Source organism: Streptomyces sp. NPDC002232 (assembly GCF_042890295.1).
Classification (GTDB): Bacteria; Actinomycetota; Actinomycetes; order Streptomycetales; family Streptomycetaceae; genus Streptomyces.
In genome coordinates, this window is sequence record NZ_JBIARV010000007.1 from 1 (window position 1) to 14,277 (window position 14,277).

Below are 14,277 nucleotides of genomic sequence, written 5' to 3' on the forward strand. Positions count from 1 at the left end.
GCCCGGTTACATTCCGAACCCGGAAGCTAAGCCTTTCAGCGCCGATGGTACTGCAGGGGGGACCCTGTGGGAGAGTAGGACGCCGCCGAACAATTCTTCAGGACCCCTGGTCCCAGCGTTCACGCTGGGACCAGGGGTCCTTTTGTTTTTTGCTTGACTTTTTCCGATGCGCGGCCGAGTGCCGGCTGCGCGAGAATGACTGAAGTACCCGAAGACAGGAGTCACACCGATGTCCACCAACTCTCCCGACGACCGTCCGGAGCGCGAGCCGCGTCGCAGGGACGGTGCCGGTGGCGACCGGGGCGGCTTCCGCGGGCCGCGCCGTGACGACAACCGTGGCGGTGGCGGTGGCTTCCGTCGTGACGACCGTGGCGGCGACAACCGTGGCGGTGGCCACCGCCGTGACGACCGTCCCTCCTACGGCCAGCGGGACGACAACCGTGGCGGTGGCGGCGGTTTCCGTCGTGACGACCGTGGTGGGGACAACCGTGGTGGCGGCTTCCGCCGTGACGATCGCGGTGGCGACAACCGTCGTGACGACCGTGGCGGTGACAACCGTGGCGGTGGCTTCCGCCGCGACGATCGCGGTGGTGACAACCGTGGTGGCGGTTTCCGTCGCGACGACCGTCCCTCGTACGGGCAGCGTGACGACCGTCGGGACGACAACCGCGGTGGTGGCGGTGGCTTCCGTCGCGATGACCGTGGTGGGGACAACCGTGGCGGTGGCTTCCGCCGTGACGACCGTCCCTCCTACGGGCAGCGCGACGACAACCGCAGCGGTGGCGGCTTCCGCCGCGATGACCGTGGCGGCGACAACCGTGCCGGCGGTGGCTTCCGTCGCGATGACCGTCGTGACGAGCGTCCCTCGTCGTTCCGCCGTGACGACCGTCCCTCCTACGGGCAGCGTGACGACCGTCGGGACGACAACCGTGGCGGTGGCGGCGGTTTCCGTCGTGACGACCGTGGCGGCGACAACCGTGGCGGTGGCTTCCGCCGTGACGACCGTCCCTCCTACGGACAGCGCGACGACAACCGTGGCGGTGGCGGCGGTTTCCGTCGTGACGACCGTGGTGGGGACAACCGTGGCGGTGGCTTCCGTCGCGACGACCGTCCCTCGTACGGGCAGCGTGACGACCGTCGGGACGACAACCGCGGTGGCGGTGGCTTCCGCCGTGATGACCGCGGTGGCGAGCGGCCCTCGTCGTTCCGTCGGGACGACCGCCCCTCGTACCCCTCGCGTGATGACAACCGTGGCGGCGGTGGCTTCCGTCGGGACGAGCGTCCCTCGTCGTTCCGTCGTGACGACCGCGGTGGCGACAGCCGTGGTGGCGGTTTCCGTCGTGACGACCGTGGCGGCGACAACCGTGGCGGTGGCTTCCGCCGGGACGACCGTGGCGGCGACCGAGGCGGGTTCCGCGGCCGTGACGACCGGGGTGGCGACCGTGGCGGATACCGGGGCCGTGACGACCGGGGCGGCTTCGGCCGCCGGGACGACCGCGACCGTGGCGACCGCGCGCCGATCAAGCGCCTGCCCATCCCGCCGGAGGTCACCGGCGAGGAGATCGACCCCGATGTGCGCCAGGAGCTCATGAGCCTCCCCAAGGGGCTCGCCGAGGACGTCTCGCGCAACCTCGTCATGGTCGCCCAGCTGATCGACGAGGACCCGGAGAAGGCCTACGGCTACTCCCGCGTCGCCCTGCGACTCGCGTCCCGCGTCGCCGCCGTCCGTGAGGCGGCCGGCTTCGCCGCGTACGCGACGCAGAAGTACTCCGAGGCGCTGGCCGAGTTCCGTGCGGCCCGCCGGATGAGCGGCGGCGTCGAGCTGTGGCCCGTCATGGCCGACTGCGAGCGCGGGCTCGGCCGCCCCGAGCGGGCCCTCGCCATGGCCGGTGAGCCCGAGGTGCAGAAGCTGGACAAGGCCGGGCAGGTGGAGATGCGGCTCGTCGCCGCCGGCGCCCGCCGCGACCTGGGGCAGCTGGACGCGGCCATCGTGACCCTCCAGAGCCCCGAGCTCGCCTCCAGCGCGGTGCACCCGTGGACCGCGCGCCTGCGGTACGCGTACGCCGACGCGCTGCTGGCCGCCGACCGTGAGCGCGAGGCGCGCGAGTGGTTCGCCAAGGCCCTGGAGGCCGACAAGGACGGCGCCACGGACGCCTCCGACCGTCTGGCCGAGATGGACGGCGTCGAGTTCGTCGACGCGTTCGACGAGGACGAGGACGAGTCGGACGCGCCGGAGGCCTCCGAGGCCCGCGACGTCGTCGATGTCGAGCTCGACCTCGATGACGAGGACGACGAGGACGATGAGGACGACGACGAAGACGAGGCCGACGAGGACGACCGCGACGGCGACAAGGGCTGATCCGGTGGAACAGTGAGAAGGGCGGCACCCTCCGGGTGCCGCCCTTCTTCGTTTCCGTCCGCTCAGTCCAGCGCCAGGCTCCGCAGCACCAGGCCCGTCGCCGGCTTCGGTCCGAAGGACGTCGACTTGCGGGGCATCGTGACGCCCTGGCGGGCGAGGTCGCGGACGACCTCCTCGCGCACCGGGTGCATCAGGACCGCCGTACCGCCGCGGCGCTCCGCCTGCTCCACCGCCGCCACCGTGTCGTGGATGTAGGCGATGTCCTCGGGGGCGTCCGGAATGTGCCAGACGTGCTCCAGGAGCGTCGAGTGCAGGACGGTGGCGTCCAGGGTCCGCCAGGCCCGCGGGCGGTCCGTGCGGATCGTGCGCTCCAGGAGGGCCGGGTCCGGGCGGTCGAGCAGGTGGAAGGCGCCGTCCCCCGCGAGGAGGAACGCGTTGCCCTCGGCCGAGGCGGCCTCCAGGGCCTCCAGGGCCGCCGGGAGGGGCTCGTCGACGCGGCGCACCCGGAAGGCGTCGCCGAGGGCCGCGAGGGCGTCGGCGACCGGGAGCCGGTTGAGGAGACGGTGGATGGCGCGGACCCGCAGCGGGTAGCGGGCCGTGTCGATGAGGAGGACCAGGCCGTAGTTCCAGGGGCCGGGAGCCGCGTGCTCCTCTCGCAGCCGGAGGTACGTCGCCCAGCGGTGGTGCCCGTCGGCGATGAGGGCCTGGTGCCGGCTCAGCTCGTCGGCGATCGTGGCGAGTTCGGCGGGGTCCGTGACCGACCACAGGCGGTGGTGGAAGCCGTCCTCCGTCGTGGTGGAGAGCAGGGGCTCGCGCCGGACCGTGCGCTCGATGACCGCGTCGGCGCCGCCCTCGTCGCCGCCGACGTACGTGAGGAGCAGGGGCTCCAGATTGGCCGCCGTGGTCCGCATGAGGGCGGCGCGGTCCTCGACGACGTGCGGCATGACGTCCTCGTGGGGGAGGACGACGCCCTCGGCCGGGGTGGAGAGCTCCAGGGCGCCGATGACGCCGCGCTGGAGGACGCCGTCGCCGTGCTGCTCGTACACGTAGAGCGCGGGCTCCGGGTCCGGGGCGAGGACGCCGTCCGCGAGCCAGCGGTCGAGCGTGACGGCGGCCTTGCGGTGGCGGGTGCCGGCGGTGACGGCCTGCGGGAGGATCAGCCGGACGATGTTGTGGGGGTCCGCGGACTCCAGATGGAGCAGCCCGTCAGGTCGTACGACGACGTCGTAGGGAGGGGACGTCACGGCGGCGAGACTGCCGACCCGCTCGGGGACGTACCGGAGTCCCCGGAACGGGGCCAGGCGCAGACCTGTGGCGTCGGCGCGGACGTCGTCGGCCGCGTGACCTGATGTGTTCATCCTGTCATCGTATGGCGGCGGGCATGAGCGATGATCGGGGGAGTGGGGGAATTCACCCGGTGATCTGAGGAGTGCGCGGTGACGGTGCGGAACGGCCAGGGGCAGTCCGACGGCGGCAGGAAGAGCCCCGGGAGCAGCGCGGTCGCGTTGAGCGAGGCGTACGACACGGCGCTCCTGGACCTGGACGGTGTCGTGTACGCGGGCGGTGAGGCCGTGCCGCACGCCGTGGAGGCGCTCGGGGTGGCCCGGGCGGGCGGGATGCATCTCGCGTACGTCACCAACAACGCGCTGCGGACGCCCGGTGAGGTGGCGGAGCACCTGACGGAGCTGGGCGTGCCGGCCGAGGCCGGGGACGTCGTGACCTCGGCGCAGGCGGTGGCCCGCCTGATCGCGGACGAGGTGCCCGGGGGTTCCAGGGTGCTGGTCGTCGGCGGTGAGGGGCTGCGGGTGGCGCTGCGCGAGCGGGGCCTCGTGCCGGTGGAGTCGGCGGACGACGACCCGGTGGCGGTCGTGCAGGGGTACGGCGGGCCGGGGATGCCGTGGGCCAGGTTCGCGGAGGCGGCGTACGCGGTGGGGCGGGGCGTGCCCTGGTACGCCTCGAACACGGACCTGACCATTCCGGGGGCGCGGGGGATCGGACCGGGGAACGGGGCCGCGGTGGAGGTCGTACGGATCGCCACCGGGGGCCGGGCGGAGCCGAAGGTCGCGGGGAAGCCGCTGCCGCCGATGCACCGGGAGACGGTGCTGCGGACGGGGGCGGAGCGGCCCCTGGTGGTGGGGGACCGGCTGGACACGGACATCGAGGGCGCGTTCAACGGCGGGGTGGACTCGCTGCTCGTGTTGACCGGGGTCACGGACGTGGCCCAGCTGCTGGCGGCGGTACCCGCTCACCGGCCGACGTACGTGGCGGCGGATCTGCGGGGGCTGCTGACGGGTCAGCCCGAGGTCGCCGCGGACGGGGACGGCGGCTTCGCGTGCGGGGGATGGCGGGCCTCCGTGAGCGGCGGTGAGCTCGTGCTCGACGCCGCGCCGGGCGAGGGGGCCGATGTGCTGGACGGGGTGCGGGCGCTGTGCGGGGCGGCCTGGTCGGAGGCGGACCGTGCGGGTGGGCGGGTGCCGGACGCGGGGAAGGCGCTGGAGACGCTCGGGGTGTGACGGCCCAGGGTCCGGGAGGTGCCGCACCCCGAGAGGCGCTGCACCCCCGGAGTCGTGCGAGGTTGGGTAGGCTAACCTAACTTCCCGTGGGTCGTGGTCGTCACCGCAGGACCCGGTCACGGACGAGGAAGCGGGAGCGCGGGTATGGACGAGCGGCAGCGGCAGCGCCTGAGCGCGGAAGCGGTCACCCTGGCGTACGAGCAGCGGGTCATCGCCCGCGACCTGTCCGTGGCGATCCCCGACCACTCGTTCACCGTCATCGTCGGGCCCAACGCCTGCGGCAAGTCCACCCTCCTGCGCGCCCTCTCCCGCATGCTGAAGCCCACCGAGGGCCACGTCCTGCTCGACGGGCAGTCCCTCCACACGATGCCGGCGAAGAAGGTCGCCAGGACGCTCGGGCTGCTGCCCCAGACGTCCGTGGCCCCGGACGGGATCACCGTCGCCGACCTCGTCGCGCGCGGCCGCTACCCGCACCAGGGGCTGCTGCGCCAGTGGTCCCCCGAGGACGAGCGCGTCACCCGCGAGTCGATGGCGGCGACGGGCGTAGCCGAGCTGGCCGACCGGTACGTGGACGAGCTCTCGGGCGGTCAGCGGCAGCGCGTCTGGATCGCCATGGCCCTCGCCCAGCAGACGCCCCTGCTGCTGCTCGACGAGCCCACCACCTACCTCGACATCCAGCACCAGATCGACATCCTCGACCTCTGCGCCGAGCTGCACGAGACGCAGGGGCGGACGCTCGTCGCGGTCCTCCACGACCTCAACCACGCGGCCCGGTACGCGACGCACCTCATCGCGGTCCGCGACGGCCGGATCGTCGCCGAGGGACCGCCGGCGGAGGTGGTGACCGCCGAGCTCGTCGAGCGGGTCTTCGGGCTGCGCTGCCAGGTCATCGACGACCCGGAGACGGGGACGCCGCTGGTCGTGCCGGCCGGACGGAAGGCACGCGCGCGGACCGCCGCCCCGGCGCCGGCCGAGGAGTCCGCCGCCCGCGAGCCCGCGCTGCGGAAGTGACCGCGGCGCCTACAGCAGCGACCGCAGTCGCAGCAGATCGCGGAAACCGGCCTCCAGGCCGACCCGGCCGGAGGCCCAGGCCTTCGCGAAGTTCAGCCGCCCGTCCACCATCGCCACCAGGTCGTCCCCGGTCATCGCGAGCCGGATCTGCGCCTTGCCCGGGGGAGGGCCCTCCACCGTCCCGTCGACCCGGATCCGGCCCTCCGCGAGGCGGCCCGTGAACGTCGTGTCGAGGTCGGTGATGTGGCAGCTCAGGCTGCGGTCGAGCGCGGCCGCACCCCGCACGCCGTCGTCCGCCCGCGCGAGATTGTCCGAAAGTCTGTCCAGTGCGCCGCGGCACTCCGTGATCGTCGCCATCGCCGTCGACGGTACCCCAGGGCTTCGCGATAGCGTCGGGGCATGAGCGACCCCCGCCCCGAAGCCCCCCAGGAGCCGGCCCCCGCCGAGGCGTACGAGCCCGCCGGGCCCGCGCCGCTCGGAGTCGCCCTGGAGCTCACCGGACATCCCGCCGTCGACGCCGGTCTCGCGCGTCTCGCCGAGGTGGACCACCTCCCGGCGGACGGACACCTGGAGGTGTACGAGGATGTACACCGTGGACTGCGCGCCGAGCTGACCTCGCTCGACACGCACCCCGCCCCCCGTCCGCACGACAACAGGAGCTGAACCGAACGTGGCAGGAGTGGCACGCCGCCGTCTCGACGCCGAGCTGGTCCGGCGCAAGCTCGCGCGCTCGCGCGAGCACGCCAGCCAGCTGATCGCCGCGGGCCGGGTGACCGTCGGCAAGACCGTCGCCACCAAGCCCGCCACCCAGGTCGAGACCGCCGCGGCCATCGTCGTCGTCCAGGACGACTCCGACCCCGACTACGTCTCGCGCGGCGGACACAAGCTCGCCGGCGCCTTCGAGGCCTTCGTGCCCCTGGGCCTGGAGGTCGAGGGGCGGCGCGCCCTGGACGCCGGAGCCTCCACCGGCGGCTTCACCGACGTCCTGCTCCGCGCGGGCGCCGCCCACGTCGTCGCCGTCGACGTCGGCTACGGACAGCTCGCCTGGTCGCTGCAGAGCGACGAGCGCGTCACCGTGAAGGACCGCACGAACGTACGCGAGTTGACGCTCGAGGCGATCGACGGCGTCCCGGTCGACCTCGTCGTCGGCGACCTGTCCTTCATCCCGCTCGGCCTCGTCCTGCCCGCCCTCGCGGCCTGCACGGCCCCCGGGGCCGACCTCGTCCTCATGGTCAAGCCGCAGTTCGAGGTGGGCAAGGAGCGGCTCGGCACCGGCGGCGTCGTACGGTCCACCGAACTCCGCGCCGACGCCGTGAAGAACGTGGCCCGGCGGGCCGCCGAGCTCGGCCTCGGCGTCCTCGGCGTCACGGCCAGCCCGCTGCCCGGGCCCTCCGGCAACGTCGAGTACTTTCTGTGGCTGCGGGCAGGCGCGCCCGCGCTGGATCCGGCGGACGTCGACCGCGCCGTGGCGGAGGGACCTCGTTGAGCTCAACGGCAGCAGCACCATCGGGAACGGCACGCACCGTCTTCCTGCTCGCGCACACCGGCCGGCCGGCCGCCGTGCGCAGCGCCGAACTGGTCGTCCTGGGGCTGCTGCGCTGCGGCATCGGCGTCCGCGTCCTGGAGGCCGAGGCCGCGGACCTGCCGCTGCCGCCGTCCGTCGAGAGGGTGCCGGAGGCCTGCTCCGACGCGCTCGACGGCTGTGAACTCCTCGTCGTCCTCGGCGGCGACGGCACCCTGCTGCGCGGCGCCGAGTTCTCCCGCGCTTCCGGCGTGCCCATGCTCGGCGTCAACCTGGGACGCGTCGGCTTCCTCGCGGAGGCCGAGCGCGACGACCTCGACAAGGTCGTCGACCGGGTCGTCACCAAGGCGTACGAGGTCGAGGAGCGGATGACCCTCGACGTCACCGTGTACGAGAACGGCGACGTCCTGCACCGCGACTGGGCGCTCAACGAGGCCGCCGTGCAGAAGGTCTCGCCGGAACGGATGCTGGAGGTCGTGCTCGCCATCGACGGCCGGCCGGTGACCGGCTTCGGCTGCGACGGGGTGATCTGCGCGACACCCACCGGCTCCACCGCCTACGCCTTCTCGGCGGGCGGCCCCGTCGTCTGGCCCGAGGTCGAGGCGCTGCTCATGGTCCCGATCGGGGCCCACGCCCTCTTCGCCAAGCCCCTGATCACCACCCCCGAGTCGGTGCTCACGGTCGAGGTCGAGCCGCACACCCCGGACGGCGTGCTGTGGTGCGACGGGCGCAGGACCGTGGAGCTCCCGGCCGGCGCGCGCGTCGAGGTGCGGCGCGGCGCCGTGCCCGTCCGGCTCGCCCGGCTGCACCACGCGTCCTTCACCGACCGGCTCGTCGCCAAGTTCGCCCTGCCCGTGTCGGGATGGCGGGGCGCACCGCGCTGACACCCCTCCCGGCGGGGCGCAACGAGCGGCACGCCCGAGGGTTACGCCCGGGGGCGATGTCGCATCCGACCCGGGAAACCTCGTATGGTCTGGGGCGTGCTGGAGGAGATGCGGATACGGTCGCTCGGGGTCATCGACGACGCGGTGGTCGAGCTGTCGCCCGGCTTCACCGCGGTGACCGGTGAGACCGGTGCGGGCAAGACGATGGTCGTGACCAGCCTGGGGCTGCTGCTCGGCGGACGGGCCGACGCGGCCCTGGTGCGGATCGGCGCGGCCTCGGCGGTCGTCGAGGGCCGGATCAGTGTGCCCCCAGGCGCGCCCGTCGCGGTACGGGCCGAGGAGGCCGGTGCCGAGCTCGACGAGGGCGTGCTCCTCGTCAGCCGCACCGTCTCGGCCGAGGGACGCTCGCGCGCCCACGTGGGCGGGCGCTCCGTGCCCGTCGGGCTGCTCGCCGAACTCGCCGACGAGCTCGTCGCCGTCCACGGCCAGACCGACCAGCAGGGCCTGCTCAAGCCCGCCCGGCAGCGCGGCGCGCTCGACCGGTACGCGGGCGGGGCCGTCTCCGAACCGCTCGCCGCCTACGGCGAGGCGTACCGGAGGCTGCGGACCGTCACCACCGAACTGGAAGAGATCACCACCCGGGCCAGGGAACGCGCCCAGGAGGCCGATCTGCTGCGCTTCGGGCTCGGCGAGATCGAGGCCGTGGAGCCGCGTGCGGGCGAGGACGTCGAGCTCGCCGCCGAGGCCGAGCGGCTCGGCCACGCCGAGGCCCTCGCCTCCGCCGCCGCGCTCGCGCACGGCGCGCTCGTCGGCCAGCCCGAGGACCCCGAGGCCGTCGACGCGACCACCCTCGTCGCGGGCGCGGGCCGGGCCCTGGAAGCCGTACGGTCGCACGACCCGGCACTCGCCGGGCTCGCCGACCGGATGGGCGAGATCTCCATCCTGCTGTCGGACGTGGCGCAGGAACTGGCCGGATACGCCGACGACCTGGACGCCGACCCGCTGCGCCTCGCCGCCGTCGAGGAACGGCGGGCCGCCCTGACCCAGCTGACGCGGAAGTACGGCGAGGACATCGGCGCCGTCCTCGCCTGGGCCGAGGAGAGCGCCGGGCGGCTCGGCGAGCTCGACGGCGACGACGACCGCATCGAGGAGCTCACCGCCGAGCGGGACCGGCTGCGCGACGACCTCTCCGTGCTCGCGCAGCGGCTCACCGACGCGCGCACGGAGACCGCCGCCCGGTTCGCCGACGCGGTCACCGCCGAGCTCGCCTCGCTGGCCATGCCCCACGCGCGCGTGTCCTTCGCCATCGCCCAGACCGAGGACCCCGAGGGCGTCGAGGTCGGCGGCCGGCGCGTCGCCTACGGCCCGTCCGGCGCCGACGAGGTCGAGCTGCTGCTCGCCCCGCACCCCGGCGCCCCGCCCCGGCCCATCGCCAAGGGCGCGTCCGGCGGCGAGCTGTCCCGGGTCATGCTCGCCGTGGAGGTCGTCTTCGCCGGGGTCGACCCGGTGCCCACGTACCTCTTCGACGAGGTCGACGCGGGCGTCGGCGGCAAGGCGGCCGTCGAGATCGGCCGCCGTCTCGCCAAGCTCGCCAGGTCCGCCCAGGTCGTGGTCGTCACCCACCTCCCGCAGGTCGCGGCCTTCGCCGACCGGCAGCTGCTCGTCGAGAAGACCAACGACGGCTCCGTGACCCGCTCCGGCGTCACCGTCCTGGAGGGCGAGGAGCGCGTCCGGGAGCTGTCCCGGATGCTCGCCGGCCAGGAGGACTCCGAGACCGCCAGGGCCCACGCCGAGGAGCTGCTCGCCACCGCCCGGGCGGACGGATGACGCGGGCCCCGGGGCGGCTCGGCACCTTCGCCGCCGCCTTCGGCGCCACGCGTCTCGCGTACGGGCAGCTGCGCCGCCGCCCGCCCGGGAAGCCCGACGACTGGGAGCGGACCAACCACGCGGGCCGGCCGGTCGGGCTCCAGGGCGGCCCCGCCGCCGCGCTCGGCTCGGCCGCCGCCGTCCTGCCCTCGGCACCCGCCGCCGCCCTGGCCGTCACCGCGGCGGCCGTGTGCGGCCGGTACGACGACCTGCGGGGCGACCACCGGCGCGGCTTCCGGGCCCACCTGGAGGCGCTGCGCGCGGGCGAGGTGACCAGCGGGGCCGTGAAGCTGTTCGGCATCGGCGCGGCCTCCCTCGCGGCCGGCGCCCTCCTGCGGGAGAAGCCCGTCGACAAGGTCCTCGCCGGCGTCGTCATCGCCGGCACCGCCCACCTGGTGAACCTCGTGGACGTACGGCCGGGACGCGCGGGCCTCCTGGTGCTCGGGCTCGCCGCGCCCGGCCTGCTGCGGGGAACGCTCGCCGCGGCGCCGATGGGGGCCGCCGCCGCGCTCCTCGGCGCCGACCTCGGCGAGGAGACCATGCTCGGGGACACCGGCGCGCACGCGCTGGGCGCCGCCGTCGGCAGCGCCGTCGCCGCCTCCAACGGGCGCCTCGGGCTCGCCGCGCACGCGGCCGGTCTCGTGGCCGCCGCCGTGTGGGGGGAGCGCGCCGCCTCCGCCTGAGGGCGTGTGCGCCACGCCGGTGCGCTCACCCGTGTGGGTGAACCCGTGGAGTGCGTGCCCGCGCCGCACGCCTCCCGCACGGCGGAACGACGCCGTTCCGGTGCCGGAACGTGCGTACGGTCGGGGGCGCGGACTGGCATCCTTGGGCGCGTGACACAGCTCCGTACGGTCCAAGTGCTGGGCGGCGGCGGCGCGGGCAGCAGCGCGCACGTCCGATCACTTGCCTCGGGGCTGGTGGCGAGGGGCGTGCGGGTGACCGTCTGCGCCCCGGCCGAACTCGACCGCGCCTACGACTACCTGGGCGCCGGCGCACACTTCGTGCCCCTGCCGCGCCTCGGCGACCCGGCGGCCGTCACCGCGCTCCGCAACGCATGCATCGGCGCGGACGTGGTCCACGCGCACGGCCTCCAGGCCTCCGTACGGGCCGCGCTCGCGCTCGCCGGCGGCGGCCGCGCGGCGCCCCTCGTGACCACCTGGCACAGCCGGACCCCCGCCGACGGGGCGCGCGGCGGGGCGCTGCGGATCCTCGAACGCACCACCGCGCGCGCCGCGACCGTCGTCCTCGGCACCTCCTCCGAACTCGTCGACCGGGCCCGGCGGCGCGGGGCCCGGGACGCCCGCCTCGCGCCCGTCACCGTGCCGCCCGCGCGCGGCCCCGTCTGCCTCCACGACGGCAAGGCCCGCGCCGAACTCGGCGCCGTCGACCGCCCGCTCGTCATGGCCGTCGGAGCGCTCGAACGCGGCCGGGGATACCGGACGCTGCTCGACGCGGCCCGGGAGTGGCGGGAGCTCGACCCGCAGCCGCTGCTCGTGATCGCCGGCGAGGGGCGTGAACGGGCCTTCCTGCAACGGCGGATCTTCGAGGAAGGGCTCCCCGTCCGGCTCATCGGCCGCCGGGACGACGTGGCCGAGCTGCTCGCCGCGGCGGACGTCGCCGTGCTGCCGTCGCGCTGGGAGGCCCGCGCGCTGCTCGCGCAGGAGGCGCTCCGGCTCGGCGTGCCGCTCGTCGCGACGGCCGTCGGCGGCGTCCCCGAACTCGTCGGCGACGCGGCGGAACTGGTGCCGTACGGGGACGCGGGGGCGCTGGCGGGGGCGGTACGGGGCCTCCTCGACGACGCGGAACGCCGGATGGACCTGGCGGCGGCGGGGCGGGTGCAGGCGGGGACGTGGCCGACGGAGGACGAGACGGTCGCGCACGTCCTGTCGGTATACGACGAACTGGCGTCCCTCCGGTAGGGCCGGGCGCCGTTGCGGGCCCGCGCGTCACGACTCGCGCCCGGCCCGTTGTGAGCCCGCGCCCCACCGTTGTGGGCGGCGCCCCGCCCGTGCGTCGCGCCCGCGCGTTACGGCAGGTGCCCCGTCGGCCCCGTTGTGGGCAGGCGTTCCGCAAGGGGCGGAACGGGTGGGCACAACGGACCAGCGCCCTGCCGGCGCCAGAGGCTCTTGTGCCTGGACCCGCACCGATTCGTGCCCGTCACGCGTGGTGCGGGCTAGGGCACAGGACGCGGAGGCGCCGCTAAGGGGCGCCGTCCCGTGTGCCCACCCGTCCCGCCCCAGCGGGACGATTGCCCACACGGGGCGTGGCCGGAGGCAAGGCCCCACCGGGGCGCGCGGGCCCGCGCGGGCGGCGGGGCGGAGGTCCGGAGCGGACCGGCGGGCGCGGGGCGCACCGGGTGTGGGCCCGCACGGGGCGCGGGGCCACACCGGGGCGGGCCCCGCGACGGGGCGGGCCGGGGGTGGGTCAGGGCGTGTGCCGGCGGGCTCTCAGGGCCAGGGAGAGGGCCAGGACCGTCTGCGGGTCGTCCAGGTCCGTGCCCAGGAGTTCCGCGATGCGGGCCAGGCGGTTGTAGAGCGTCTGCCGGTTGAGGTGCAGCTCGCGCGCCGTCTCCGCCTTGCGGCCCGCATGGGCCAGATAGGTCTCCAGGGTCGGCAGCAGCGGCGGCCGGGACGTGCGGTCGTGGTCCCGCAGCGGACCGATCGCGCGGTCCACGAAGGCCGCCAGGTCGGGATGGTCGCGCAGCCGCCACAGCAGCAGGTCGATGTCCAGGCGCCGGGCGTCGTACCAGGGACGGTCCGACAGGCCCTGCGCCGCCGTCGCCGTCTCCGCCGCGTGCCGCAGGCCCGCGGAGGCCGCGGCCCAGCCGCCCGCGACGCCGACCACGACGACCGGCGGATGCCCCCCGGCGCGCTCCAGGCCCGCCCGCTCCACGCCTGCGCGCAGCGCCGCGGCGACCCGGTCGGCGACCGCCGTCCGTTCCGACTCCGAGCGCAGGCCCAGGAGCAGCGGCACACGGCCCTCCACCGGGCGGACGCCGAGCAGGGCCGGTACGCCGACCGAGGACAGCTCCTCGTGGACCGCCCGGGCCAGCAGGGCCCAATTGCCCGAGGGCGACAGCTCCGAGGCCAGGCGCATGACCACCGGCAGCAGCGGGCCGTCCCCGGGCCTGAAGCCCAGGACCCGCGCCTGTGCCGGGGCGTCCTCCGCCGAGATCCGGCCCTCCGCCAGGTCCGTCAGGAAGTCGCCCCGGCCGCGCGCGGCGAGCTCCTCCTCCTGGCGCGCCTGCATGAGGACGACCGCGAGGAGTCCCGCCGCCCGCTCGGCCGCCATCCGGTGGACGGCGGAGAGGGCGCCGGAGACCGCGAGGAGGACGAGGCGGGCCCGTACCGAGCCCGTCCCCGGGCCGCCGCCGGGCACGTCGACGAGGACGGTCCCGGTGGGCGGGCCGGACTCGCGGGCGGCCCGCTGGCCGCGCAGTCCGTCCCACACCTGGAGCGGGTCGGCGGGCGCGGACTCGGTGCCCGCCGCGTACAGCAGCTGTCCGTCGGCGGTCTCCAGGAAGACCGGGTTGGCGGCGAAGTCGGAGAGGATGCGGAGCACCTGCGGGACCCCGCCGCCGCCGAGGAGCGCCTCCGTGCACTGCCGGTGGACCTCCTCGGCCTGCCGCTGGAGGGCGTAGTGGCCGTTGACGATCTCGGTGTGGATCTCCTCCGTGACGGCGACGAAGGGGACCTCGCGGTGGAGCTGGACGAGCGGCAGCCCGGCCGCCCGCGCGGTCTCCACTATCGTCGCCGGGAGGCGGGCGAAGCGCGGGCCCAGCTCGACGACGAGCGCGGCGATGCCCCGGTCGGCGAGCCGCCGGACGAAGGCCCGCTGTTCGGCCGGGCGGGTGCCCAGGCCGAGGCCCGTCGTGAGGAGCAGTTCGCCGCCCTTGAGCAGCGACGCGATGTTCGGCACCTCGCCCGCGTGCACCCAGCGCACGGTGCGGTGCAGCCGGTCCGCGCCGGCCACGACCTCCGGGAGCCCGCCGCGCAGCCCGGGGAGCTCCAGCGCCCGCTGCACGGTGATCCCGCCCTGATTGTCCATGGGCCCGGACGCTACCCGCGTCCGTGACGCGACGACATCACCGCACGGTCACGGGCCCCGACCGTTCGTACACCG

At 75.3% G+C, this 14,277-nt stretch carries 12 protein-coding genes, 1 rRNA gene and 1 pseudogene; 11 read left to right on the forward strand and 3 right to left on the reverse strand.

All coding sequences use genetic code 11. The features are described 5' to 3' along the window. From rrf to ACFYXU_RS31665, 3 genes and pseudogenes are all read left to right on the forward strand, one after another. Nucleotides 1–91 (forward strand): 5S ribosomal RNA (rrf, locus tag ACFYXU_RS31655); the annotation flags it as partial. Nucleotides 92–502: 411 nt separating this feature from the next. Then, nucleotides 503–1,513: pseudogene (locus ACFYXU_RS31660) on the forward strand (hypothetical protein); the annotation flags it as partial. A gap of 15 nt (nucleotides 1,514–1,528) precedes the next feature. Further along, complete coding sequence (locus ACFYXU_RS31665; RefSeq protein ID WP_376517776.1) at nucleotides 1,529–2,359, forward strand: hypothetical protein; 831 nt, start codon at nucleotides 1,529–1,531, stop codon at nucleotides 2,357–2,359. A 62-nt stretch (nucleotides 2,360–2,421) separates the two neighbouring features. On the opposite strand, the gene ACFYXU_RS31670 is transcribed toward ACFYXU_RS31665, so the two are convergent. Next, on the reverse strand, nucleotides 2,422–3,717 hold the full coding sequence (locus ACFYXU_RS31670; protein WP_389408591.1) for a DUF1015 family protein: 1,296 nt from the start codon (nucleotides 3,715–3,717) through the stop codon (nucleotides 2,422–2,424). Between the two features lie 78 nt (nucleotides 3,718–3,795). Between ACFYXU_RS31670 and ACFYXU_RS31675 the strand changes: the two genes are divergently transcribed. Together ACFYXU_RS31675 and ACFYXU_RS31680 are read left to right on the forward strand one after the other, a co-directional pair. Next, nucleotides 3,796–4,872 (forward strand): HAD hydrolase-like protein, encoded by a 1,077-nt coding sequence (locus ACFYXU_RS31675; protein ID WP_376514627.1) that lies wholly within the window; start codon nucleotides 3,796–3,798, stop codon nucleotides 4,870–4,872. 144 nt (nucleotides 4,873–5,016) lie between these two features. Then, nucleotides 5,017–5,883, forward strand: coding sequence for an ABC transporter ATP-binding protein (locus ACFYXU_RS31680; protein WP_389461149.1), 867 nt, complete (start codon nucleotides 5,017–5,019; stop codon nucleotides 5,881–5,883). Between the two features lie 9 nt (nucleotides 5,884–5,892). Here ACFYXU_RS31680 and ACFYXU_RS31685 read toward each other — a convergent pair whose 3' ends face one another. After that, entirely contained in the window at nucleotides 5,893–6,240 is a 348-nt protein-coding gene (locus ACFYXU_RS31685; RefSeq protein WP_361393606.1) for an SCP2 sterol-binding domain-containing protein, read from the reverse strand. A gap of 42 nt (nucleotides 6,241–6,282) precedes the next feature. Here ACFYXU_RS31685 and ACFYXU_RS31690 point away from each other — a divergent pair, with 42 nt between their 5' ends. The 6 genes from ACFYXU_RS31690 to ACFYXU_RS31715 all read left to right on the forward strand — a co-directional run bounded on the left by ACFYXU_RS31690 (nucleotide 6,283) and on the right by ACFYXU_RS31715 (nucleotide 12,074). Next, complete coding sequence (locus ACFYXU_RS31690) at nucleotides 6,283–6,546, forward strand: hypothetical protein (RefSeq protein ID WP_329849728.1); 264 nt, start codon at nucleotides 6,283–6,285, stop codon at nucleotides 6,544–6,546. Between the two features lie 7 nt (nucleotides 6,547–6,553). Then, nucleotides 6,554–7,369 (forward strand): TlyA family RNA methyltransferase, encoded by an 816-nt coding sequence (locus ACFYXU_RS31695; protein WP_376514623.1) that lies wholly within the window; start codon nucleotides 6,554–6,556, stop codon nucleotides 7,367–7,369. Further along, nucleotides 7,366–8,289, forward strand: a complete 924-nt coding sequence (locus ACFYXU_RS31700) for an NAD kinase (RefSeq protein WP_376514621.1) — start codon at nucleotides 7,366–7,368, stop codon at nucleotides 8,287–8,289. The genes ACFYXU_RS31695 and ACFYXU_RS31700 overlap by 4 nt, the downstream gene beginning before the upstream one ends. 84 nt (nucleotides 8,290–8,373) lie before the next feature. Continuing rightward, the gene (gene recN, locus ACFYXU_RS31705; protein WP_361393608.1) at nucleotides 8,374–10,116 is read left to right on the forward strand and encodes a DNA repair protein RecN; all 1,743 of its coding nucleotides are present in this window, start codon (nucleotides 8,374–8,376) and stop codon (nucleotides 10,114–10,116) included. Then, on the forward strand, nucleotides 10,113–10,838 hold the full coding sequence (locus ACFYXU_RS31710; protein WP_376514619.1) for a hypothetical protein: 726 nt from the start codon (nucleotides 10,113–10,115) through the stop codon (nucleotides 10,836–10,838). Before recN ends, ACFYXU_RS31710 begins: the two co-directional genes overlap by 4 nt. Before the next feature lie 150 nt (nucleotides 10,839–10,988). Then, nucleotides 10,989–12,074 carry a glycosyltransferase family 4 protein gene (locus ACFYXU_RS31715; protein ID WP_376514617.1) on the forward strand — a complete coding sequence of 362 codons (1,086 nt, stop codon included), beginning with the start codon at nucleotides 10,989–10,991 and terminating at the stop codon, nucleotides 12,072–12,074. A 505-nt stretch (nucleotides 12,075–12,579) separates the two neighbouring features. On the opposite strand, the gene ACFYXU_RS31720 is transcribed toward ACFYXU_RS31715, so the two are convergent. Beyond that, the gene (locus ACFYXU_RS31720) at nucleotides 12,580–14,202 is read right to left on the reverse strand and encodes a PucR family transcriptional regulator (protein WP_329849736.1); all 1,623 of its coding nucleotides are present in this window, start codon (nucleotides 14,200–14,202) and stop codon (nucleotides 12,580–12,582) included. Nucleotides 14,203–14,277: the final 75 nt, after the last annotated feature.

Coding starts and splice junctions, on each gene's coding strand:
- ACFYXU_RS31670 (WP_389408591.1), bottom strand. CDS start 3,717: ATGAACACATCAGGTCACGCGGCCGACGACGTCCGCGCCGACGCCACA.
- ACFYXU_RS31680 (WP_389461149.1), top strand. CDS start 5,017: ATGGACGAGCGGCAGCGGCAGCGCCTGAGCGCGGAAGCGGTCACCCTG.
- ACFYXU_RS31685 (WP_361393606.1), bottom strand. CDS start 6,240: ATGGCGACGATCACGGAGTGCCGCGGCGCACTGGACAGACTTTCGGAC.
- ACFYXU_RS31690 (WP_329849728.1), top strand. CDS start 6,283: ATGAGCGACCCCCGCCCCGAAGCCCCCCAGGAGCCGGCCCCCGCCGAG.
- recN (WP_361393608.1), top strand. CDS start 8,374: ATGGTCTGGGGCGTGCTGGAGGAGATGCGGATACGGTCGCTCGGGGTC.
- ACFYXU_RS31710 (WP_376514619.1), top strand. CDS start 10,113: ATGACGCGGGCCCCGGGGCGGCTCGGCACCTTCGCCGCCGCCTTCGGC.
- ACFYXU_RS31720 (WP_329849736.1), bottom strand. CDS start 14,202: ATGGACAATCAGGGCGGGATCACCGTGCAGCGGGCGCTGGAGCTCCCC.